Below are 22995 nucleotides of genomic sequence, written 5' to 3'. Positions count from 1 at the left end.
TTGGTGGGAAGTCGATGAATCGGACTGACCGGTTGGGGGCGCAGGCTCGGTGCACCCTCATTCATGTCGGAAGGCGCCCTCGTCATCCCCGGGCCTGTTCCTTGGCCGGGGTGCACTACTGCGGAGGTGTGGATTCCGGCCAAAAGCGCGCCGGAATGACGGGGGCGGGCTACGCGCCGGAATGACGGGGGCGGGCTATCGACGTCGCGATTTCGGCCCCGAGTAGCTCGTGCGGGTGTTGGCGACTACCCCGGGATCGTCGCCTCGGCCTTCGGCGCACGGAACCGCCGTACCACCACCCTGGCTGCCCGCACCGACCGCTCGCCGACGAGCAGGCCCGGCGTGATCACCGTGTCGACGGTGCGATCGGCCTCGGGATCGGCGGTCTCGCACACATCGGCGGCCTCCATGGTGAGGGCGTCGAATACCGCGCCCGGCGTCGGCTCCACCAGCCGCCCGCCGCGTCCGGCGAGCAACCGCTCCACTCGCGCCGCGAAGGTCTCGAACGCTGAACGCTCGGTATCGGACCCCGCCGTGCCCGCGAGGGTCCGCGCGTCCTCGTGCAGCGCGAACAATTCCACCACCAGGGGCACATCGGCCCCCGCGCGCTCGCGCTGGGCGCGCGCCTTGCCCTCGTCAGCGAGTCGCTCGAGGGTGCTGGCCTGGCGGGCGACGACCCGGGCCAGGTCATCGACACGCTCCACCAACTGTTCGGCGGTCGCGGTTGCCTCGCGGGCTGGGGTGAACGCCTGATCGGTCGGCGTTGTCCAGGGCGGCCGGCCGACGTTCTCGGCTGCGTCCTGGCTGGCTGCGCCGTCGGATTGTCCGGTGGCTGCGGCGGATTCGGTCACCACAGAACTGTATCCCCGTGTCCGGATTTCGGCTGCTACGATCGCGTGCCATGGGGGTCTTTGGAATAGACCTGGGCACAACGAATTCGGCTATCGCACGTATCGATGCCGACGGTCGTCCAGAAGTCCTGGTGGGGTTGAACGGTGAACCGACGGTCCCCTCGGTGGTCCTGTTCGCGTCCGCGCACGATCATGTGGTCGGCGAGGGCGCGCGACGGCAATCACGGTTGGATCCGGAGCATGTCTGCGCGCTGGTGAAGCGGCGAATGGGCGATGCCGACTGGCGGTTCATGGCGCACGGGCAGACCTGGTCCGCGCCCGCGGTGTCCTCGCTGATCTTGAAGAGTCTGGCCGCCGACGCCGAATTCGCCGGGGCGGATACGGTGCGGCGAGTGGTGATCACGGTGCCCGCGTACTTCGGTGACGAGGAGCGTCGCGCCACCATTCAGGCGGGCACCTACGCCGGATTCGATGTCGCCGGGGTGCTGTCGGAGCCGATCGCCGCCGCGCTGGCCTACGGGTTCGGGCGACTCGACGGCAGTATCGCCATGGACAAGGGCGGGGCGCGCGAAACCGTCCTCGTCTACGACCTCGGCGGCGGCACCTTCGATGCCACCGTGATCGAGCTGGCCGATCGGCGCATCTCCGTGCTAGCGGTGGAGGGCGATCACCAGCTGGGTGGTGCGGATTGGGATGAGCGCATCGCACTGCATCTGTCCCAGCAGTTCTGCGCCGCCAATCCCGACGCCGAGGATCCCCTCGATGATTCGGCCGGATCGCAGATGCTGGTGCTGGCCGCCGAACGCGCCAAACACGAACTCACCGACGCCGAGAGCACCGAGGTCGTCATCGCCCATGACGGGGCGCGCGCGGTGATCACCCTGACCCGCACCGAGCTGGAGGCCATGACCTCCTCACTCATGCGGCGCACCATCGACCTCACCAAGGCGTGCCTGGCCGCGGCCGAACAGCGCGGTGTGCACGGGGTGGACCGGGTGCTGCTGGTCGGCGGATCGTCACGCATGCCGATGGTGGCGCGGGAACTGCGCGCCGAACTCGGTCTCGACGGTGAACTGCGCGACCCGGATCTGTCGGTGGCGCGCGGCGCGGCCCTCTACGGCGAGAAGCTGGAGATGGAGCGCCTGGTGGTCGCCGATCTGGTGACCCGCGGTCGGCTCCGCGACGGCGCGGAGATCAGCGAGGCCTCGCCCACGGATCTGGAACAGTCCATCGCGCGGGTGGCCGCCTCCTTCGGGCAGCCGGTGAGCCTGGTGCGGCGCATGATCGATATTCGGGTCGACACCGTGGTGTCGCGCGGATTCGGGGTGCTGGCACTGGATCCGTACAACGGGCTGGCCGCCAGCTGGCTGGTGCACCGCAATCAGACGCTGCCGATTCGGGTGCGCCGCTCCTACGGCACCGTGCGCGCCGATCAGGATCAGATCGAACTGACCATTGTCGAACAGCAGGGGCAGGCCGCCTCCACCCGTCCCGAGGATTCGAAAGTGCTCGTCGAGGGCCGGATGCATATTCCGCCCGGCTATTCGGCGGGCAGCGAGGTGCGGGTGACCTTCGAGATGGGCTTCGACGGTGTGCTGCATGTGACGGCCTACCACGTCGATGCCGATATCCCGCTGAATTTGGCGGTGCAGACCGGCGCGACGCTGTCGGCGGCGGATGTGGCACGCGAACTCGACCAGCTGCAACGCACGCGGCGTCGGCCCGCGTAGGCGAAAACCCATGCGCGCCTTCGATCCCAATGAATACCGCAAACGAGTACTCGCCGCCGTCGAAAAGCGTGGCGGTATCGAACAGTCCGATGCGTTCGAGCTGTACGACATTCCCCTCGATGAGGCGAGCACCGTCACCGACGTCGAGGTGAGTGCGCGTATCGACGAGGTGTGGGGGTTCTGGCAGAAGCAGCGCGACCATCCGAAATACCGGGTGCTGGTCGGGTTGCTGGTGGACGGGCACGGCAGGTTGTCGATGCCGCTGCGGACGGCCTCCTCGCGGCGGGTGGAAGCCCACCGCGTGGCGCAATTGCGGGCCCGGCGCGAGGGCGAACGCTACGAGATGATCGACACCGCCATCGAGCGACTCGTGAACCGGCACGGTGGGATTCCGGCCGGGAAGATTCCCGGGCTCGAGGATATCGGCAAGATGAGCGGGCTCGATGCGGCGGAGATCGCGGCGCGGGTGCGACGGCATCGCATTCTCGACGAAAGCGTGCCCGCCGCACCGGAATCCGAGGGTTTGAGTGCGCAGCGGCGCGGGCAGATCCGGCAATTGCTCGCCGAATACGAGCGGCTGCTGCCGGGTGATGCGGTGCCGACGCTGCTCGCGCTCCTGGGTCTGGACTACGCGGGGGCCATGCAGACCGGTGAAATCCGTTTGCGCGCCGAGGCTTTGCGCGCCCGCACCCGCGAGCTGCCGCCGGGACGCATCCGGGTGGTGCTCGATGAGCTGCTGGTGCACGTCCGCGACCTGCTGGAACCGGGTGGGCAGGGTGTCGAGGACTATTTGAAGGCCATTGCCTCCGATGTCACCGAGTTGCTGCGCCCGCAGGTGCGGGCCGCGGTACTGGTGGAAGACCAACTGGTGGAGGCGGATTACGAGTTCCTGGTCGGCGAGGCCATTGCCGCCGGTCTGGATCACGGCACCGCGCAGCAGGTGGTCTACGGGCTGGCGGTGGAATTGGGATCGACGGTGGAGGGCGTCACGCAGCCGCCCACCGGTTCCGCGCACACCGCATCGAATGCGGGTGCTACGCACAGTGCTTCGCGTCATGCGACGGGCGGTGGCTACTCGAGTCCCGCGCGTGGCGGCTCATCGCATCGGGGTACCGGGTCATCGCACAGCGGCACCTCGCACGCCGGTTCGTCGCAATCGCACAGTGGTGCCACGCACGCCGGTTCGTCCCACTCGAGTCCCGCACGGGGACATCAGACTTCATCCGCCCGCGCGTGGGAGGAACCGCTGAAGGCGGCCCGCGCCGCGCTGCGGGCCGGACGCCCCCTCGAAGCGTCCCGCCATGTGGAGCAGGCGCGGCAGTACGCCGGAACCGACGGACTCACCTCGGTGCGTCCGGTCGCCGACGAGGTGGGCCGCATTCTCGCCGAGGCCGCCGTGCGCTGGCGCAGCGCCACCGTCGGCTGCGCGGGTAAACGCTATATCGAGGCCCTCGACCACCTGCAATACCTGGAGCGCAGCGCCTCCGATGTACCGAATCCGCAAGGCGGACAGGGTCTCGCGCAGCTGCTGGCCCAGGTTCGCGCCGCCATCGCGGAGGCGGACCGCATGCTCGCCGCCGCCCCCACCGAACCGGTGGACGCCCGCATGCGCGCCATGCGCGCCGTCCTGGACCTGTGCGCCGACCACACCGGCGCCCAGGCCGCCCTCGCCGCCGTCCCCCTCGACCCGCCCGCGACCATCTCCGCCACCCGCAAACCCGACGGCACCGTCACCATCACCTGGTCCCCCTCGCAGACCGCACACGTCGAATACCGGGTCACCCGCCTGCAACCCGACGGCTCCTGGCGGGTAGTCGGCCGCACCCGCACCACCGAACTCGAAGACGGCGGCGCGCCGCCAGGACCACCGCCGGTCTACGGCGTCGTCGCCACCATGTCCGGCCGAGCATCGGAGATGAGCCGCACCGACGCAGCCCCGCGCACCGGCGAGGCGGGGCGGGGCGATCAAGCGGCCCGCACCCACGCGGCGGGTCCCACCGGCATTGGCGGACCTGCGGACACGACGGGCAGTGGCGGTGGAGCGGGTCGTATCGACATGACCCGTCCGCTTCGAGGTCGCGCCGCCACCTCCGCCTCGGCTACTCCGACTCCGGCCATTCCCACGTCGACCGCCCAGGCGGGATCGACCGGCGCTGCGGGTTATGCCGATGTCAGCGGACATTCCAATGCCGCGGACAGAACGGGTGGAGTGGGTCGTATCGATATGACGCGTCCTCCTCGCGGTCACGCCGCCGCATCCGCTTCCGCGCCATCACCTACCAGCACCCCCGCCCCGCCCCTCCCGGCCACAGCAGCCGCGCCCACGTCGCCGACTCCGCACGCGCCCACCACCCCCACGGGCTCCACCGACAACCCCACCCCCAGCGGTATGCCGACCGTCGAAAACCTCACCGCCCAAGGCGGTCTCCTGATCTTCGACTGGCCCCCCGGCATTACCGAGGTCATGGTGGTGGCCCGCTCCGATTCACCACCCGTCGCCCCCGACGACCCGGACGCCCGCGCCTGGAAGGTCACCAACACCCGCTACCAGATCGACGGCGGCGTCCGCATCCCGGCCGACATATCCACACCGTGCCACATCGCCATCGCCTCGTGCCGCCGGGCACCGAGTGGAACCCTCACCGTCGCGGTCGGATTCGCGCCGACCGCCCGCATCCGCTGGAACGGTTGATTCGGCGACCACCGCGTCCCCGTTTGCCGCGAGGTACTCGGCCGGGACCAACGCCTATGGCACATCAACTGCCGGTAGCTTCCGGCCAACGGCACGCGGGAATGCCGAGTGCGTCTGGACGGCAGGGAGGTGGCTGGATTGCGGTCCGAACGCAAGGTCCGTCGTGGACCGCCTCGCCCCGCCGATCCGCATCGAAGGCAAGGCCTGTACCGCCTACACCGTGCCCGTACGCTGACCGTCCGGCTCGGCCGGGTGCACCGGTGTTCGCACCGCGTGGGAATCTGGTGGGGGTCGATGCCGTTGCCGGATAGGGCGTGCGGTGTGTGGCCGCGAGTAGAGAGGCGGAACCGGGTGACTCCGAAACTGATGGCGGTGAGCGACATCCATGTCGGTCATCAGGGCAATAAGCCGGTGGTGGAGCAGATCCGGGCGGATTCCCCCGAGGACTGGCTGATTGTGGCCGGTGACGTGGGGGAGAAGACCGATGACATCCGGTGGGCCCTGGAGACGTTGCGCGGTCGCTTCGCCAAGGTGATCTGGGTCCCCGGCAATCACGAATTGTGGACCACCGCAAAGGATCCGGTGCAGATCCACGGCGCGCCCCGCTACGACTACCTGGTGGCGCTGTGCCGGGATCTGGATGTGCTCACCCCGGAGGATCCGTTCCCGGTGTGGGAGGGTGCGGGCGCCGAGGAGTACGGCGGCGCGGTCACCCTCGCGCCGATGTTCGTGCTCTACGACTACTCGTGGATGCCGGAGGGGGCCCTCACCAAGGCGCAGGGGCTGAATATCGCCCGCGAACGCAATGTGGTCGCGACCGACGAATTCCTGCTGTCCTCGCAGCCGTACGCGACTCGCGACGCCTGGTGTCACGCCCGGGTGCAGTACACCCAGCGCCGCCTCGACGCCCTCGAACCGAATACGCCGGTGGTGCTGATCAACCACTTCCCGCTGCTGCGTGAGCTGACCGACATGCTGTTCTACCCGGAGTTCGCGCTCTGGTGCGGCACCGATCTCACCTCCGACTGGCATATCCGCTACAACACCGTGTGCTCGGTCTACGGCCACCTGCACATTCCGCGCACCACCTTCCACGAGGGCGTCCGCCACGAGGAGGTATCCCTCGGCTACCCGCGGGAGTGGAAGCGCCGTGGCCTCCCGGACAAACTGCTGCGTCAGATCCTGCCGAACCCGCAGTACGGTCCGGACGACCTGAACGCCTGGGGCGGCCACTTCAAGATCACGCCGGAAATGGAGAAGATGGCCCAGGAGATGCGCGCGCAGGCCGATAAGCGGCGCGGGCTGGCGTAGCGCGTCGGCGCCGCCTGGAGCGGCGGCGGTTGAATCCCGTTCCACCGGTCGCGTTAGGCTCGATACGGCACGAATCGGGTTGAGCAGGAGGCGGTCATCGAGCAGCAGGCAGACGCGACGACGGAGTCGGCGCGCTTGATCGACACCATCCTGCCCTCCGGGGTCGCCGCCGCCGAGTTGCGCGCCTATCCGCCGGATCTGAAGGCTCATCCGGGCGAGGAGCATCTCATCGCCAAGGCGGTGGAGAAGCGCCGCCGCGATTTCATCGGCGCCCGGCACTGCGCGCGCGAGGCCCTGACCCAGCTCGGTGAGCCCGCGGTCGCCATCGGCAAGGGCGAGATGGGCGCACCGGTGTGGCCGCGCGGCGTGGTCGGCAGCCTCACCCACTGCGACGGCTATCGCGCGGCGGCGCTCGCGCACCGACTGCGTTTCCGGTCCGTCGGTATCGACGCCGAACCGCACGCGTCGCTGCCCGACGGCGTTCTCGACTCGGTGAGCCTGCCCGTCGAGCGCGAGTGGCTGTCCGCCGCGTTGCCGGGTACCGAACTGCATCTGGACCGACTGCTGTTCTGCGCCAAGGAGGCCACCTACAAGGCGTGGTATCCGCTGACCGCGCGCTGGCTCGGTTTCGAGGACGCCCACATCACCTTCACCGTCGACGCGGAAGGCACCGACGGCGGCGCGGGCACCTTCCACAGCGACCTGCTGATACCCGGGCACACCACCGACGGCGGTGCGCCACTGCGCACCTTCGACGGCCGCTGGCTCATTGCCGACGGCCTCATTCTGACCGCGATCGTGGAGGGCTGATGAGCGACAATCGCACAGCGGCTCATCGGGGCCGACCGGGTGCGGGTGTCCCGCAAATGACAGCGGAGGGCTGAGGGCTTATGGGCGAGAAGCGAACTCCCGTGGTGGACGCGCTCGGCGGTCTGTTGATCGTCGATAAGGACGGCGGTTGGACCAGCCACGATGTGGTCGCCAAATCCCGGCGGCTGCTGCGCACCAAGAAGGTCGGGCACGCGGGCACCCTGGACCCGATGGCGACCGGTGTGCTGGTGCTCGGTATCGAGCGGGCCACCAAAATGCTCGGTCTGCTGACCCTCACCACCAAGGCGTATACGGCGACCATTCGCCTCGGCCAGTCCACCATTACCGACGATGCCGAGGGCGAGGTCACCGCCACCACCCCCGCCGGACATGTCACCGATGCCGATATCGCTTCCGGCGTAGCCGAATTGACCGGCGATATCCAGCAGGTACCGGCCACCGTCAGCGCCATCAAGGTCAATGGTGAGCGCGCCTACGCCCGCGCCCGCGCCGGTGAGGATGTGCGGCTGGCCGCCCGCCCGGTCACGGTCAGCCGTTTCGATATTCTCGAACGTCGCAATATCGACAGTGACGGTGGACAATTCGTGGACCTGGATGTGGAGGTGGAATGCTCCTCCGGCACCTACATTCGCGCCCTGGCCCGTGACCTCGGCGAAAAGCTCGGTGTGGGTGGACATCTCACCGCACTGCGGCGCACCCGGGTCGGCCCCTTCACCCTGGAACACGCCCGCACCCTGGATCAGCTGACCGTATCGGCCGAGGCGGAGGAGCCGCTGCTGAGCCTGGATATCGACGAGGCGGCCCGCACCGCCTTCCCGATCCGCGAGGTGGACGAGAAGCAGGCCGCGGATCTGCGCAACGGCCGCTGGCTCGAACCCATTGGTGTCCAGGGCGTCTACGCGGCCGTCGATCCGGCCGGTCACGCCATCGCACTGGTACAGGAAAGCGGCAAACGTGCCGCATCGGTTATGGTGGTACGGCCCGCAAATCTCTGAAGATCGCGGTTGTAAATAGCAGGGCTGTGGGCCGCTGACCTCGTCGAGGTTTGAAGACCCTGCAACGGTGGAAAGTAGCTATTCGATATCATTCACCTCAATGAGGAGGCATGGAATGAGTTTCGAAGGGCCCGAATCCGAAGAGGAATATTCCGCTACGGTTTTCGATTTTATTCCTCGCTCTTATGCTTTGCGTTCGTCCCGCTCGGGTAACGCGACCGAACGGCCCTTGAATATAGTGATGGTGGCTCCTCCATATTTCGATATCCCGCCCGCCGGTTACGGCGGCGTGGAGGCGATCGTCGCCACCCTGGCCGATGAACTGGTCGAGCGTGGACACCGGGTGACTCTGCTCGGTGCAGGTCGAGCGGGTACCAAGGCGCGGTTCGTCCGAGTGTGGGACGAGCTGCTCACCCATCGTCTCGGTGAGCCATACCCCGAGATCGTCAACACGATGAAGGCAATGCGCGTCGTCGAGGAATTGCACGCGCAGGAGCCCATCGATATCGTGCACGACCACACATTCGCGGGTCCGGCCAATGCCGCGGCGTACCGAATGATGGGAATTCCCACGGTCGTCACGGTGCATGGTCCGGTTGATCCCGATATGCACGAGTACTACAGGTCATTTGACCAGAGTGTGCAACTTGTCGCGATCAGCGATCGACAGCGCGAATTGGCCCCCGATCTGAATTGGATCAGCCGGGTACATAATGCGATTTGCCCGGATGAGTGGCCGTTTCGTACCGAGAAGCTGGACTACGCGCTGTTTCTGGGCCGGTACGCGCCGTACAAGGGCCCGGACCTCGCCCTCGAAGCCGCGCACGCCGCCGGTCTGCGCCTGATTCTGGCGGGCAAGTGCAACGAGCCCCCGGAGAAGGCGTACTTCGAGCAGAGCGTCCGACCACTGCTCACCGACTCCGACGATGTGTTCGGCGAGGCCGATGCCGCCGCCAAGCGGCACCTGCTGGCGGGTGCGCGCTGCCTGCTGTTCCCGATTCGATGGGAAGAGCCCTTCGGCATCGTCATGATCGAGGCGATGGTCTGCGGTACGCCGGTGGTCGCACTGCGCGGCGGCGCCGTCGCCGAGGTCGTCGAACACGGCGTCACCGGCTGGATCTGCGATGATCCCGCCGAATTGCCCGAGGCCCTCGCACGGCTCGACGAAATCGACCCCTACGCCTGCCGCAAGCGGGTCGAGGAGTTGTTCGCGGCCGACCGTCTCGCGAGCGGCTACGAGGCGGCGTATCGGCGGGCCGTATCCATCAACGCCGAACGGCTTTCGGCACCGGCCGCGCACCGCATCGTGGTACCGGCGGTACTCAGCGAGACCGATGAGCTGGTCGCCGGTCGACCCGACGAGATGGTCACCAGTCGGCCATGACCATTTTCAATGGTGGTCAGCCGCCGATAGCCGATGACCGGGGCGGCATCGTGACCATGGTCGAGGCGAGCACCTTCTGTCTGTCGGATGCGCTCGGCGATATGCACGCGGGCACCGCGCAAGGACTGTTCTACCGCGATGCCCGCGTCCTCGCCCGCTGGGAACTACGGCTGGACGGCCGCACGCCGGAGCAGCTTTCGGTCATGATGCCGGAGGCGTTCCGGGCCCGGTTCGTGGCGCGCAAGCCGCCGAATCCGGGCGTCGCCGATGCCACGGTGCTGGTGCTGCGCAAGCGCATGATCGGTGACGGTATGCGCGAGACCATCGTGGTGCGCAATCTCGGCGACGAGGACACCGCGATGACCGTCACCCTCACCGCCGACTCCGATTTCGCGGATCTGTTCGCGGTCAAGGAGGGGCGGGTCAACGGTGGCGGCTGTGAACTCAGCACCACCGACAGCGCCATGCATCTGACCGATCGACAGGAATCCGGCCGCGGGCTCACCGTGACCGCCACCGGCGATCCGGTGGTCCAGCCGGGCACGATGAGTTGGCGGATCGTGGTGCCCCGGCGCGGTAGCTGGCAGACCGTGGTGCATTGTCAGCCGATCCTCGAACACCGCGCCGTGCCGATGAATCTCGCCCACGAGGACGAGGACAGCCCGACGAACAAGATCCGCCAATGGCGGGCCACGGCAACCAGTCTCACCGCGAGCGGTGCGGGTCTGACCGCCGTACTGCAGCGCACCGAGAGCGATCTGGGTGCGCTCCGCATGGACGATCCGATCGACGGGACGGCGTATGTGGCCGCGGGCGCGCCGTGGTTCATGGCGCTGTTCGGCCGCGACAGCCTGCTCACCTCGTGGATGGCCTTGCTACTGGACTCCGACCTCGCCCTGGGGACCCTGCGCCAACTGGCGAAACTGCAAGGGGTGCAGGACGATCCGGTCACCGAGGAAGAACCGGGGCGCATCATGCACGAGATGCGGCACGGTCCGGGCGGTGATCTGGTCCTCGGCGGCTCCGTCTATTTCGGCACCGCCGACGCGACACCGCTATTCGTCATGCTGCTCGCCGAATGCTGGCGGTGGGGCGTCGATCCGGACGCCATCCGGGAACTGCTGCCCGCCGCCGACGCCGCGCTGGCCTGGATCGACCGCTACGGCGATGCCGATAGCGACGGATTCGTCGAGTATCAACGCAAAACCGATCGCGGCCTTGCCAATCAGGGGTGGAAGGACAGCTGGGACTCGATCAGCTTCGCCGACGGACATCTGGCGGACCCACCGATCGCACTGTGCGAGGTCCAGGGTTACGTCTATGCCGCCCGCATGGGCCGCGCCGACCTGGCCGAGGCAGACGGTGATGACACGACGGCCGCCCGGCTGCGCGCGGCGGCACAGGAGTTGAAGACCCGATTCGACGAGGCGTTCTGGATACCGCAGCGCGGCTGGTACGCGCTCGCGCTCGACGGTGCCAAGAATCAGGTCGACGCGCTCACCAGCAATGTCGCGCACTGCCTGTGGACCGGCATTGTCGCCGACGAGCGCGCCGCCACCCTGATCGAGCACCTCGGAAACGCCGATATGGACAGTGGTTTCGGGCTGCGCACGCTGTCGGCGTCCATGGGGCGCTTCAATCCCATGGGCTACCACAATGGTTCGGTGTGGCCGCACGATACGGCCATCGCGGTCGCCGGGCTGCTGCGCTACCGGCATATCCCCGGTGCGTGGGAGCTGGCCGAACGCCTCGCCGGTGGTCTGCTGGAGGCGGTTCGGGACTTCGGTGCCCGCCCGCCGGAGCTGTTCTGCGGTTTCGCTCGACGTGAATTCCGTTCGCCCGTACCGTATCCCACGTCCTGTTCACCGCAGGCCTGGGCCAGCGCCGCACCGCTGCTGCTCATGCGCTCCTTCCTCGGGCTGGCACCGAACGTGCCGCAGCGCACCCTGACGGTGACGCCGCGACTGCCCGAGCGCGCGGGGCGGGTACGGCTGGCGGATCTGCGCTTGGGATCGGCCACGGTGACCATCGAAGCCGAAGGGACCTCGGTGAAAGTGGAGGGCTTGCCCGGCGACTGGGAATTGATCCAGCCCTGACCCTGTAAATGGGGGTGATCAGTGGTAATTCCTGCCGGTCGGCAACCGATATCTGGATATCGGATGTGCGTGACCGGAGGGCGGCGGCAATGGGTCATCGGAGATTTCTACCGGCGGTGCTCATGATCGGCGCGTTGGTGGTCGCGACGGCCTGCGGTATGGACGACGCGCCACCGCAGGCCACCTCGGGACTCACCACGTCATCGCAGTCCCCGGCGGGCGCGGTGACTCCGAACGCACCCGGGCCCCGCGTCCCGCAGGTGAACGCGCCGACCGCACCCGGCGTCACGACGCCGGTGCCGCCGAACGACCAACCCGGATCACCACAGGGCAGTAGCACCGCCATTATTCGAACCGTGTCCCTGCAGGGCACCGCTATCCCGTATGTCCCGGTCAATCTGCGCCTGTACCAGCCGTGCGATCCCGCCTCGAACGATCTGCCGGAGGGCACCCCCGAGGTGTACCGCTGGGACGACACCACCGACGCCGATGGCCAAGCCGTCTTCGCGGTACCGGTCGGCTGCTACCGCCTCGGTATGAACGCACCGCCCGGCACCAACCCGGTCCCGGAGGGCCTGCACACCCTGTTCGTCACCACCGTCGGCCAAACGGTCTACGGCAGCTTGCGATTCCAGGACCCGGCCCCCGACCCGATCTGCGCAGCGCAGACCATAGTCCGCGACCTGGCCGTAGAGCCCTATCTGGAAGACGCCACCCCCACGGTCGCCGAATGCGACGGTTTCTGGGCGGTCATCCGCTGGGATTCCCCCGGCGACAACCAACGCATCGTCCACCGCACCTACGACACACCGTGGACCACCTACGTCCGCTTCCCCCACGACACCTGCTGGAGCACAGCCCGATCCGACGGCGTCCCCGAAAACCTCGAACAGTACTTCCCCGCCTGCTGACCTGGTCGCCTGAGCTCACGTCACGATGTCGGCCGGTTGCCTTCATCACTCCGGCGTGCTTCGGCTGGTCCACCGCGATGAGTAGTGGATCCCGGCCACAAGCACGCCGGGATGACGGGAAGGGTTGGCCGACTTCGCGATGTCGGAGGAGGTTGCCGCACTTCCCCGCCTGCTGACCCACGCAGGGGAACCGGTGGCGGCGATCGTCGACAGGTTCCCGCCGCCAGTTCGCGCGGCGGGCCGTCAAGTTGGGTCGAGGTCACGGCGTGCCCGGCCGCCTTCGTCATTCCGGCGTGCATGTGGCCGGAATCCGCCGCCGAGTAGTAGCGGATCCCGGCCACAAACACGCCGGGCCGGCGGGGAGTGTTGCCGGATGACGGGGTGCACGCCGGGACGACGAGGTGCACGCCGCGATGACAGGGAATGCTGGCAGGTCCGCAGGGGAGAGCTCGCCGGGCGAACAAGGCAGCGCTCGCTGCTGTCGTGCCCGAGCCTCAGCCGCCGACGAGTGTTCGGGCCAGTCGTGCGACCTCGCCCGCCAGACCGGGCGGGTTGGTGGCGATGAACATCGAGTCGGCGGCCAGATTACCGACGACATGCCAGGTCGGGTCGGGTTTGCCGCCGACCAGTAGCTGTCGGGTGGCGGGGTCGGCGGAAAGTCCTCCCGCCGGGTGGAATTCGGCGGCGCCCGCCTGCAGCAGGGCGCTCACCAGCGGCTCGGTTTCGCTCGGCGTCGTGTAGGCGGGCGGGTTGACGGCATTGACGACCGCGTCGACGTCCCATGCGGTCTCATCGACAACGGTGAATCCGCCGCCGGGTCGGGCCTCGATCTTCGTCACACCGGGTCGCAGCCGCAGCTGGCCCGAATCCAGCAGGCGCAGCATGATTTTCGCGTTGTGCGGCACCATCGGTGAGCTGAGACTATTGATGGTGCGGAAGTGCCGTCCGCGCAATCCGGTCCGATCGGACTCGTTCAGCAGTGGCCAGGCCAGCGGCCCGATGGCGCGAATGGCCATGGCGAGCAAGCGCAAACCATGATGCGGCGTATCGACGTCCGCCAGCTGCCGTCGCAGCCGGTCGATGGGCGGCTCGGTCTCGGTGGTCAGGATCTCGGCGGCGAAGGAGTCGAAATCCTGTCCGAGATAGGTGAGTTCGGCGCGCATGAGCGCGACCAGATCCTCGAAGGAGAGTCCGCCGGATTCCCGCACCACCCGCAGTACCCGCTCCGGCGTGAGGTAGCGCGGTTCGAGCCGCACCGGCCGCTTCTGCACGAATGGCAGTGTCCCGCTGCGGGACAGGAAACTGATCGGCCCGATATGCCCGCGTGCCGCGAGTCCGGCCGCGATATCGACGGCCGTCAACCCGCTCCCGATCACCGCCACATGAGCATCCGCCGCGACCTCTGGCAGCTTGCTGGCGAGCGGATACGGCTCGTTCACATAGCCGGAGGCTCCGGTCAGCCCGTAATGGTCACGCGGGCGGCCGTTTCCGACAGCCAGCACCGCCCGATCCACCGGCACGCGCCGCCCATCATCGGTGTGCAATACCGCCCGGCGTACTAGCAGGTGCCCACCGTCCTCCGCATGTAATTGCGCCCGCTCGACCGGCGCGTGGCTCCCGTCACCGGCGTGCGGTACCGTCCGGCCGACTCGCAGCTGGCCGCCGTCCTCCGCATGTAACTGCGCCCGCTCGACCGGCGCGCGACCCCCATCCTCGAGGTGTGGCACCACCCCCACGTCGCGCGAGAACCCACTGACCCGCGCATTGACCACGCTCACCCGCCAACCGGCCCTGCGCAATTCGTCGATGGCCGCCCGCGCGGTGTCCTCCAGATACTTCCCATACCGTCCGCGCGGCACCAGCGTCTGCCCCATCGCCTCGTCGAGATAGCCCGCGACGTCCGGCTGTTCGCCCAACCACCGCTGATAGTGCGTCGGATCGCCCGCCCGAATCGACATGATCATGGGTGGCGCGTTCACCCGCACCGCCTCCAGATCCGGCTGGTACGGCCGACCCCGCCACAGTGCGGGCGAGCCGTCGAAAACCGTGACGGCTCCCGGTGCCCCGCCCGTCGCGGCGAGCGCGTCCAATAGTGCGACTCCGGCAGCGCCCGCGCCGATGATTCCGATATGCATGGTCTGAGTCCTTCCGATCACTCGGTGATGCCTGGACCAGCGTTATCGGCGCGACCACCGGTTCCCATCCCGCGAATAGGGGGATTTCCCGCACCCGGAACGGTTCCCCCTCATATGAGGGATGGCGGACGGCCCCGGGGACGGGCCAGCATTGCTGCCATGACCACCGCGACGCCCCATGCGGTCGAGGCGCTGCTCGCCGATATCGCGACCGCCCCGGACGCGCACGCGCTCTTCGCCGACACCTCCGACCGGCTACAGCGGATCGCCCCCTTCGACGCCGCCGTCTGGGTGGCCACCGATCCGATCAACGGGCTGACCACCGCGCCGGTGCGGGTGGAGAACCTGCACGAGGGCGGTTGCGGAACCTATTGGGAATCGGAGATTTTCGCCGAGCACGTCAACCTGTTCCGCGATCTCGCTCATGCCCCGGTCCCGGTCGCCGGACTGCGGGCCGTCACCGGCGACCAACCGACCCTGAGCCCGCTCTACCGAAACTTCATGCGGCCGCGAGGCTTCGAGGACGAGTTGCGCGCCGTGTTCCGCATCGACGGGCAGTCCTGGGGGCAGCTCAGTCTGTTCCGCGCGGGCGGCCGCGCCGAATTCGACGCCGCCGATATCACTCTCGTCGAAGCGCTGTCCGCGCCGCTGGCACAGCGCCTGCGTTCCTTCGCCCAGCCGTCGGCGTATTCACCGGAGAACACCGCGCACGCCCCGGGCATGCTGCTGTTCGATACCGACGGAAATCTGGTGTCGATCAATGACGAGGCCCGCGACCTACTCGCGCAGATGCCACCCGGCCCGTCCACGCGCACACCCCTCGGTATCGAGCTACCGCTGCCGGTATGGATTCTCAGTACCGCCGGTCGCGCCCGCCTCACCGGTGGCAGCGCTCGCATCCGCATTCGCGCGACCACCGGCCGCTGGCTGGTCTGCCACGCCTCCTGCCTGCGCGACGGCGCGGGTCGTGGCGGTTCGACGGCCCTGGTCATCGAACCGGCGAAACCCTCCGAGATTGCCGCGCTCGTGGTCGCCGCCTATGAATTGACCCGCCGCGAACTCGATGTCATCGATCTCATCGCTCGCGGCCTGCCCACCGGCGAAATCGCCGAACGGCTGTACCTATCCCCGCATACCGTCCGCGACCATGTGAAAGCCATCTTCGACAAGGTGGGTGTCACCAGTCGTGGCGAATTGGTCGCGAAACTCTTCACCGAATTCCACGAGCCCCTAGCAGCCCGCGACACCGTCCGGGTCGAACGAAACTAGCGGCGTCCAGACAGGTTGCTGCGGAACCATGCTCGCCACTGGAACCAGCCCGTCATTCCGGCGTGCTTTTGGCCGGAATCCACCGTGATCAGCTCATGCGCTTCGGGGGTGTGGACCCCAGCCTGAAACACGCTGGGATGACGACTGGGCTGATAGGTTTCGCCCGGCCATCTTTGCCACGGCGTCAGGCGGTGAGCCAGATCGCTTCGGCGGCAATACCACCCAGGTCGATGGTGCGGTCCTGCACCTGAATCGCGATGGTGCCCGCGAAATCTCGCCGCTCCACAATCGAGATCGGGGTATCGAGGGCAATGCCGAGCGAATCGAAGTACCGCAGCATGGCCGGATCGGAATCGGAGATCCGGACCACCCGGCCGGATTCGCCATCGCGGAAATCGCTGAGCTGTCGTGCCGGGGGAGTGGGCACCGCGCCGTCGGCCGAGGGGATCGGGTCCCCGTGCGGATCCCTGTCCGGATGTCCGAGTTTGGCGTCTATCCGGGCCATCAGGGTCTCCGACACGGCGTGCTCGAGCACCTCCGCCTCATCGTGCACCTCATCCCAGCCGTACCCGAGCTCCTGCACCAGGAAGGTCTCGATGAGCCGATGCCGGCGCACCATGGCGACCGCGGCCCGACGGCCTTCCTCGGTGAGGGTGATCGCCCCGTACCGGGCATGGACCACCAGATCCTGGTCGGCGAGTTTGCGGACGGCCTCGGACACCGTGGACGCCGACACTCCGATGCGCTCGGCGAGCAGTTTGGTCGATACCTTCTCCTGCGACCACTCCTGCGCGGTCCAGATCACCTTCAGGTAGTCCTGAGCGACCGAGGACAGCACCGGCGCGACACTCGACGCGGGGTCGGTCGCGGTGACGTCGGTCTCGCCATCGGGTACGGAGGGTGCGGACGGATCTGCCAGCTCGCGGCGCGTGGCGATGTCTCGTTTTCCGGGCACGCACCCGAGCTTAGGCATACCTGGTCCGGTTTCCCACATTGGCGCGCTGCCTGGTTGACGGGTCAGAAGAGTGGGAGACGGGCGGGCGAATCGGGGGTGATCGACACCTGTCCAGCAGTGAACATCACCACGGCCGAATATTGTCTGTGACGCGCTTTCCGTAAGCTGCGCTTGTGCAGAGATGGCGAAGTCTCGATGAGATGCCCGCGGAGTGGGGCCGGTGCGTGCTCACGATCGGGGTGTTCGACGGCGTGCACCGCGGTCACGCCCAGCTCATCAGCCGCGCGGTGAAATCCGCTGCGGCACGGGGCGTTCCCTCGGTGCTGATGACCTTCGACCCGCACCCCATGGAGGTCGTGCGGCCCGGTTCGCACCCGGCGCAGCTGTCCACCCTCGATCGACGCGCGGAACTGGTGGCCGAACTCGGTATCGACGTGTTCTGTGTCATGCCGTTCACCCAGGAATTCATGAAGCTCACCCCCGAGCGCTACGTGCAGGAACTGCTCGTCGACAAGCTGCACGTGACCGAGGTCGTGGTCGGTGACAATTTCACCTTCGGCAAGCAGGCCGCCGGGACCGTCGACACCATGCGCGAACTCGGTAAGCAGTACGGCTTCGAGGTGGACGGTGTGACCCTGCTCGGCGAGCACGCGGTCACCTTCTCCTCCACCTATATCCGTTCCTGTGTGGTGGCCGGGGATATGGCCGCCGCCGCCGAGGCGCTGGGCCGCCCGCACCGTGTCGAAGGCGTGGTCGTGCACGGTGACGGCCGTGGCAAGGGCCTCGGCTTCCCGACCGCCAATGTCGCCCCGCCCATACACGCCGCCATTCCCGCCGACGGCGTGTACGCGGGCTGGTTCACCGTCCTCGGCGAGTCCGATACTCGGATGGCCGCGATCTCGGTGGGCACCAACCCCACCTTCGACGGCCGCAATCGCACCGTCGAACCGCACATTCTCGATTTCGACGGCGATCTCTACGGCAAGCGCGTCGCCGTCGATTTCATCGAGCAATTACGGGGTATGCGGAAATTCGATTCGATCGAGGATCTGGTCGAGGCCATCGGCCGCGATGTGAAACAGGCTCGCGAGGTCCTGACGGCCTGATGGGGTCGATTTCCGGTGCTCACCCACTGTCCGGTACTCTGGCCCGTTGGGTTTGCTGTGGTTCGCGGCGGCACCCATCCGGGGATCTTTCCCGGCTACTCATTGCGCGGACTGAAAAACAGGAGTGAATGTCTGTGGCTTTGACCACCGAGCAGAAGAAGGCCATTCTGGCCGAGTACGGCCTGCACCCGACTGACACCGGTTCTCCGGAAGCCCAGATCGCGATGCTGTCCAAGCGCATTTCCGACCTGACCGAGCACCTGAAGGTGCACAAGCACGACCACCACACGCGGCACGGTCTGCTTGCGCTCATCGGTCGCCGTCGTCGGCTCTCGAAGTACCTGCAGGCCAACGACATCGCGCGTTACCGTTCGCTGATCGAGCGTCTGGGCCTGCGTCGCTGATCTTCACGACACCGTGTCGCGTGGGCCGCGACACACCAGGTGGTTTTCCCCGCGTGTGCGGGGATGAGCCCACAATTGCCCTAGGCAGTTGACGAACCAGCCAACGGGGAGGCATAGAATCTCCTCGTTGGCTATTCGTGCATGTACCGAATCTCGCTGAGATATCTCATAGGGATCGCCGGTCACGTGCACACCAACGCACAGCTGTATGCATCCGTCGCGTGGCGTCGGTCTTCGGTAGTGGCCTTTCGGCAGAGCTTGGAAGAGAGCCAGCCCGGAGGGCTTCGATCGATGACCGCCTCCGCGTCGTTGTATCCAAGGGGATACGGCACGGGTGTGCGCGCTACCAGCCACGAGGGCTGCGGTGCGCCTATATCGGGTACGGCTGACGATGCCGGATCGCGCGCTGATATCCAGCGCCCGCGGATCTGGCGAAGACGAGAGGTTGAGAGAAGAAAAATGTCCGAAACAGTAACGAGTTCCGCCACCGAGATCGAGCCCGGCGTTTTCGAATCCGTAGCGCTCATCGACAACGGCGCCTTCGGCACCCGCACCATCCGCTTCGAGACCGGACGCCTTGCCAAGCAGGCCGCCGGCTCCGTGGTCGCCTACCTGGACGACGAGACCATGCTGCTGTCGGCCACCACCGCCGGTAAGCACCCTAAGGATCACTTCGACTTCTTCCCGCTGACGGTGGATGTCGAGGAGCGGATGTACGCCGCCGGTCGTATCCCGGGATCGTTCTTCCGTCGTGAGGGTCGTCCCTCCACCGACGCCATCCTGACCTGCCGCCTGATCGACCGTCCGCTGCGCCCGTCCTTCGTCGACGGTCTGCGCAACGAGATCCAGGTCGTCGTGACGGTCATGTCGCTCGATCCCAAGGACCTCTACGACGTGGTCGCCATCAACGCGGCCTCGGCGTCCACCCAGCTGTCGGGTCTGCCGTTCTCCGGTCCGGTCGGCGGCGTGCGCGTTGCCTTGATCGAGGGCCAGTGGGTCGCGTTCCCGACCGTCGAGCAGCTCGAGTCGGCCGTCTTCGATATGGTCGTCGCCGGTCGCGTCACCGACTCCGGTGATGTCGCCATCATGATGGTCGAGGCCGAGGCCACCGACAATGTCCTCGCGCTGATCGCCGAGGGTGCCCAGGCGCCGACCGAGGCCGTGGTGGCCGAGGGCCTCGAGGCCGCCAAGCCGTTCATCGCGCGCCTGTGCCGGGCGCAGGCCGACCTTGCCGGTGTGGCCGCCAAGGAGACCGCGGAGTTCCCGCTCTTCCCGCCGTACCAGTCCGATGTGTTCGAGGCCGTCGAGGGCACCGCGAAGTCGGAGCTCAACGAGGCGCTGTCCATCGCGGGCAAGGCCGAGCGCGAAGAGAAGATCGACGAGATCAAGCTGGCCGTGCTGTCCAGCCTGGCCGAGACTTTCGAGGGACGCGAGAAGGAGATCGGCGCGGCCTTCCGCTCGGTCACCAAGAAGCTTGTGCGCCAGCGCATCCTGACCGACAGCTTCCGGATCGACGGCCGCGGCCTGGCCGATATCCGCGCCCTGTCCGCCGAGGTCGCGGTGATCCCGCGCGCCCACGGTTCGGCGCTGTTCGAGCGCGGCGAGACCCAGATCCTGGGTGTCACCACCCTCGATATGGTCAAGATGGCGCAGCAGGTCGACTCGCTCGGCCCGGAGACCTCCAAGCGCTACATGCACCACTACAACTTCCCGCCGTACTCCACCGGTGAGACCGGTCGCGTCGGTTCGCCGAAGCGCCGTGAAATCGGCCACGGCGCCCTCGCCGAGCGCGCTCTGATGCCGGTGCTGCCGCCGCAGGACGAGTTCCCGTACGCCATCCGTCAGGTGTCGGAGGCGCTGTCCTCCAACGGCTCCACCTCGATGGGTTCGGTCTGCGCCTCCACCCTGTCGCTGCTGAACGCCGGTGTGCCACTGAAGGCCCCCGTCGCCGGTATCGCCATGGGTCTGGTGTCCGACACCATCAAGAACGACAAGGGTGAGGACGAGGTCCGCTACGTCGCGCTGACCGACATCCTGGGCGCCGAGGATGCCTTCGGCGATATGGACTTCAAGGTCGCCGGTACCCCCGACTTCATTACCGCCCTGCAGCTCGACACCAAGCTGGACGGTATCCCGTCGCAGGTCCTGGCCGGTGCGCTGAACCAGGCCAAGGATGCCCGCACCACCATCCTGGATGTCATGTCCGAGGCCATCAATATCCCGGACGAGATGAGCCCGTACGCCCCGCGCGTCACCGCCATCAAGATCCCGGTCGACAAGATCGGCGAGGTCATCGGGCCCAAGGGCAAGATGATCAACCAGATCACCGAGGACACCGGCGCCAATATCTCCATCGAGGATGACGGCACCGTCTTCGTCGGCGCGACCGATGGTCTGAAGGCGCAGGCGGCGATCGATGCCATCAACGCCATCGCCAACCCGCAGCTGCCGAAGGTCGGCGAGCGTTTCCTGGGCACGGTCGTCAAGACCACCGCCTTCGGCGCGTTCGTCTCGCTGCTGCCGGGCCGCGACGGTCTGGTGCACATCTCGAAGCTGGGCAATGGCAAGCGGGTCGCGAAGGTCGAGGACGTGGTGAACGTCGGCGATAAGATCCGCGTCGAGATCGCCGATATCGACAACCGCGGCAAGATCTCGCTGGTGCCGGTCGAAGACGACGCCGCTGACAGCTCGGCTCCGGCCGAGGCTGCCGCCGCCGAGTGACTGACGTCGCCCTGAGGTAAGTGCGGTGGCCCCTCGTTCCGGAATCGGAGCGAGGGGCCACCGGTTTTTCCAGATTCACCGACCGTTGCTAGACCGGTCTTCCTCGAGCGAGTATCTGAGCTGCGGGGCGTGATCGGGTGCTCGAACTCGTAGATGTCACAGCCGCGCTCGAACAGAGGCTTGCAGGAAAAATGGGTCGTAAGAAGGACAGTCAACTGTCGGGTACTACTTCGTCGCTGGTGCGGTCGATATCGGACGCGCCACTGGCCGACACCGGTGTGCGGCGCACCGTTCTGCCCGGTGGGCTACGCATCGTCACCGAACATGTACCCGGCGTGCGGTCGGCGTCGGTCGGCGTATGGGTCGGCGTCGGTTCGCGCGATGAAGGCCAGACGGTGGCCGGTGCCGCGCACTTCCTGGAGCATCTGCTGTTCAAGGCGACGCCCACACGGTCGGCGCTCGATATCGCCGAGGCCATGGACGCCGTTGGCGGCGAACTGAATGCGTTCACCGCCAAGGAACAGACCTGCTACTACGCACACGTCATCGACGAGGATCTGCCGCTCGCGGTGGACCTGGTCTCCGATGTGGTGCTCAACGGCCTGTGCCGGTCCGAGGACGTCGATGTCGAACGCCAGGTGGTCCTGGAAGAGATCGCCATGCGCGATGACGACCCCGAAGATATGTGTGGCGACGCGTTCTTGACGGCGCTGTTCGGTGACCACCCGATCGGGCGGCCGGTGATCGGTTCCATCGAAACCATCGAGGAGATGCAGGCCAGCCAGCTGCGCTCGTTCCACCTGCGCCGCTACCGCCCCGACCGCATGGTGGTGGCTGTCGCGGGCAATATCGAACACGAGCACACGGTGGAATTGGTGGCCCGCGCCTTCGCCGAGCGTCTCGATCCCGCTCGCGATCCCGCACCCCGCCGCGAAGGCAAATTCCGCCCGCGCGGCAATCCGGAACTCATCCGCATGTACCGCGACAGCGAGCAGGCCCACCTCACCTTCGGCACCCGTGCCTTCGGCCGCCACGACGGCGAAAAGCGCTGGCCCCTCTCGGTTCTCAACACCGTCCTCGGCGGCGGCCTGAGCTCGCGCCTGTTCCAGCGCATCCGCGAGGAACGCGGCCTCGCCTATTCGGTCTACTCCAGCGTCGACACCTTCGCCGACACCGGAGCCTTCTCCGTGTACATCGGCTGCCAGCCCGACAACCTCGGCCAGGTGGCCACGCTGGCCCGCAATGTCCTCGAGGACGTCGCCGAGAACGGCATCACCGACGCCGAATGCGCCCGCGCCAAGGGCTCTTTGCGCGGCGGCCTGGTCCTCGGCCTGGAAGACTCCGGCTCCCGCATGAACCGCATCGGCCGCAGCGAACTCAGCTACGGCAACCACCGGAGCGTCTCCGAAACCCTCGCCCGCATAGACGAAGTCACCACGCATGAGGTTTCGGCAATCGCCAGGACGCTGCTGTCGCGGCCGTTCGGCGCGGCGGTAGCGGGACCGTACCGTCGCACTCGCGATCTTCCGGCTGTGGTGCGTCGGCTGGTTGACTGAGGGGCTGGTCTGGGGCACGGTCGTGCTTTGGTGGGGACTGAAAAGCTG

The 22995-nt window shown here is 67.3% G+C and carries 16 protein-coding genes; 13 read left to right on the top strand and 3 right to left on the bottom strand.

All coding sequences use genetic code 11. The annotated features are described in order from the left end of the window. Positions 1-245: 245 nt before the first annotated feature. Entirely contained in the window at positions 246-851 is a 606-nt protein-coding gene (locus NU1_RS39030) for a nucleotide exchange factor GrpE (protein ID WP_245720516.1), read from the bottom strand. A 50-nt stretch (positions 852-901) separates the two neighbouring features. Here NU1_RS39030 and NU1_RS39025 point away from each other — a divergent pair, with 50 nt between their 5' ends. From NU1_RS39025 to NU1_RS38990, 8 genes are all read left to right on the top strand, one after another. Next, positions 902-2581, top strand: coding sequence for an Hsp70 family protein (locus NU1_RS39025; protein ID WP_067529419.1), 1680 nt, complete (start codon positions 902-904; stop codon positions 2579-2581). Positions 2582-2591: 10 nt separating this feature from the next. Next, positions 2592-5273, top strand: coding sequence for a dermokine domain-containing protein (locus NU1_RS39020; RefSeq protein ID WP_067529417.1), 2682 nt, complete (start codon positions 2592-2594; stop codon positions 5271-5273). A 351-nt stretch (positions 5274-5624) separates the two neighbouring features. Further along, a complete protein-coding gene (locus NU1_RS39015; RefSeq protein ID WP_067529415.1) occupies positions 5625-6584 on the top strand; it encodes a metallophosphoesterase family protein in 960 nt (319 codons plus the stop codon). A 135-nt stretch (positions 6585-6719) separates the two neighbouring features. Further along, positions 6720-7394 carry a 4'-phosphopantetheinyl transferase Npt gene (gene npt / locus NU1_RS39010; protein WP_067529413.1) on the top strand — a complete coding sequence of 225 codons (675 nt, stop codon included), beginning with the start codon at positions 6720-6722 and terminating at the stop codon, positions 7392-7394. An 80-nt stretch (positions 7395-7474) separates the two neighbouring features. Beyond that, positions 7475-8410 carry a tRNA pseudouridine(55) synthase TruB gene (gene truB, locus NU1_RS39005; protein WP_067529412.1) on the top strand — a complete coding sequence of 312 codons (936 nt, stop codon included), beginning with the start codon at positions 7475-7477 and terminating at the stop codon, positions 8408-8410. 241 nt (positions 8411-8651) lie between these two features. After that, a complete protein-coding gene (locus NU1_RS39000) occupies positions 8652-9794 on the top strand; it encodes a glycosyltransferase family 4 protein (RefSeq protein WP_245720515.1) in 1143 nt (380 codons plus the stop codon). Beyond that, the gene (locus NU1_RS38995; RefSeq protein ID WP_067529410.1) at positions 9791-11890 is read left to right on the top strand and encodes an amylo-alpha-1,6-glucosidase; all 2100 of its coding nucleotides are present in this window, start codon (positions 9791-9793) and stop codon (positions 11888-11890) included. Before NU1_RS39000 ends, NU1_RS38995 begins: the two co-directional genes overlap by 4 nt. A gap of 89 nt (positions 11891-11979) precedes the next feature. Then, positions 11980-12801 carry a hypothetical protein gene (locus NU1_RS38990; protein WP_067529408.1) on the top strand — a complete coding sequence of 274 codons (822 nt, stop codon included), beginning with the start codon at positions 11980-11982 and terminating at the stop codon, positions 12799-12801. A gap of 494 nt (positions 12802-13295) precedes the next feature. Here the strand turns inward: NU1_RS38990 and NU1_RS38985 are convergent, their stop codons facing one another. After that, positions 13296-14936 carry an FAD/NAD(P)-binding protein gene (locus NU1_RS38985; protein ID WP_067529406.1) on the bottom strand — a complete coding sequence of 547 codons (1641 nt, stop codon included), beginning with the start codon at positions 14934-14936 and terminating at the stop codon, positions 13296-13298. A gap of 159 nt (positions 14937-15095) precedes the next feature. Here NU1_RS38985 and NU1_RS38980 point away from each other — a divergent pair, with 159 nt between their 5' ends. Continuing rightward, positions 15096-16205, top strand: a complete 1110-nt coding sequence (locus tag NU1_RS38980) for a helix-turn-helix domain-containing protein (RefSeq protein WP_067529403.1) — start codon at positions 15096-15098, stop codon at positions 16203-16205. A gap of 184 nt (positions 16206-16389) precedes the next feature. On the opposite strand, the gene NU1_RS38975 is transcribed toward NU1_RS38980, so the two are convergent. Next, complete coding sequence (locus tag NU1_RS38975) at positions 16390-17178, bottom strand: metal-dependent transcriptional regulator (protein ID WP_084522214.1); 789 nt, start codon at positions 17176-17178, stop codon at positions 16390-16392. Between the two features lie 155 nt (positions 17179-17333). Here NU1_RS38975 and NU1_RS38970 point away from each other — a divergent pair, with 155 nt between their 5' ends. The 4 genes from NU1_RS38970 (at position 17334) to NU1_RS38955 (ending at position 22947) form a co-directional block, all read left to right on the top strand. Beyond that, complete coding sequence (locus NU1_RS38970) at positions 17334-18266, top strand: bifunctional riboflavin kinase/FAD synthetase (RefSeq protein WP_067529400.1); 933 nt, start codon at positions 17334-17336, stop codon at positions 18264-18266. A 134-nt stretch (positions 18267-18400) separates the two neighbouring features. Then, a complete protein-coding gene (rpsO, locus tag NU1_RS38965; protein ID WP_067529397.1) occupies positions 18401-18670 on the top strand; it encodes a 30S ribosomal protein S15 in 270 nt (89 codons plus the stop codon). 459 nt (positions 18671-19129) lie between these two features. Beyond that, positions 19130-21391 (top strand): polyribonucleotide nucleotidyltransferase, encoded by a 2262-nt coding sequence (locus tag NU1_RS38960; protein ID WP_067529395.1) that lies wholly within the window; start codon positions 19130-19132, stop codon positions 21389-21391. A gap of 191 nt (positions 21392-21582) precedes the next feature. After that, positions 21583-22947 carry a M16 family metallopeptidase gene (locus NU1_RS38955; RefSeq protein ID WP_084522213.1) on the top strand — a complete coding sequence of 455 codons (1365 nt, stop codon included), beginning with the start codon at positions 21583-21585 and terminating at the stop codon, positions 22945-22947. Positions 22948-22995: the final 48 nt, after the last annotated feature.

It is taken from the genome of Nocardia uniformis NBRC 13702 (assembly GCF_001613345.1).
GTDB lineage: Bacteria > Actinomycetota > Actinomycetes > Mycobacteriales > Mycobacteriaceae > Nocardia > Nocardia uniformis.
Note: the sequence above shows the minus strand (reverse complement) of the source record. Positions and strands in the feature narration are given on the sequence as shown.

Coding starts and splice junctions, on each gene's coding strand:
- NU1_RS38955 (WP_084522213.1), top strand. CDS start 21,583: ATGGGTCGTAAGAAGGACAGTCAACTGTCGGGTACTACTTCGTCGCTG.
- NU1_RS38990 (WP_067529408.1), top strand. CDS start 11,980: ATGGGTCATCGGAGATTTCTACCGGCGGTGCTCATGATCGGCGCGTTG.
- NU1_RS39025 (WP_067529419.1), top strand. CDS start 902: ATGGGGGTCTTTGGAATAGACCTGGGCACAACGAATTCGGCTATCGCA.
- NU1_RS38985 (WP_067529406.1), bottom strand. CDS start 14,936: ATGCATATCGGAATCATCGGCGCGGGCGCTGCCGGAGTCGCACTATTG.
- truB (WP_067529412.1), top strand. CDS start 7,475: ATGGGCGAGAAGCGAACTCCCGTGGTGGACGCGCTCGGCGGTCTGTTG.
- NU1_RS38995 (WP_067529410.1), top strand. CDS start 9,791: ATGACCATTTTCAATGGTGGTCAGCCGCCGATAGCCGATGACCGGGGC.
- NU1_RS38960 (WP_067529395.1), top strand. CDS start 19,130: ATGTCCGAAACAGTAACGAGTTCCGCCACCGAGATCGAGCCCGGCGTT.
- NU1_RS39000 (WP_245720515.1), top strand. CDS start 8,652: ATGGTGGCTCCTCCATATTTCGATATCCCGCCCGCCGGTTACGGCGGC.
- NU1_RS39020 (WP_067529417.1), top strand. CDS start 2,592: ATGCGCGCCTTCGATCCCAATGAATACCGCAAACGAGTACTCGCCGCC.
- NU1_RS38975 (WP_084522214.1), bottom strand. CDS start 17,178: ATGCCTAAGCTCGGGTGCGTGCCCGGAAAACGAGACATCGCCACGCGC.
- NU1_RS38980 (WP_067529403.1), top strand. CDS start 15,096: ATGACCACCGCGACGCCCCATGCGGTCGAGGCGCTGCTCGCCGATATC.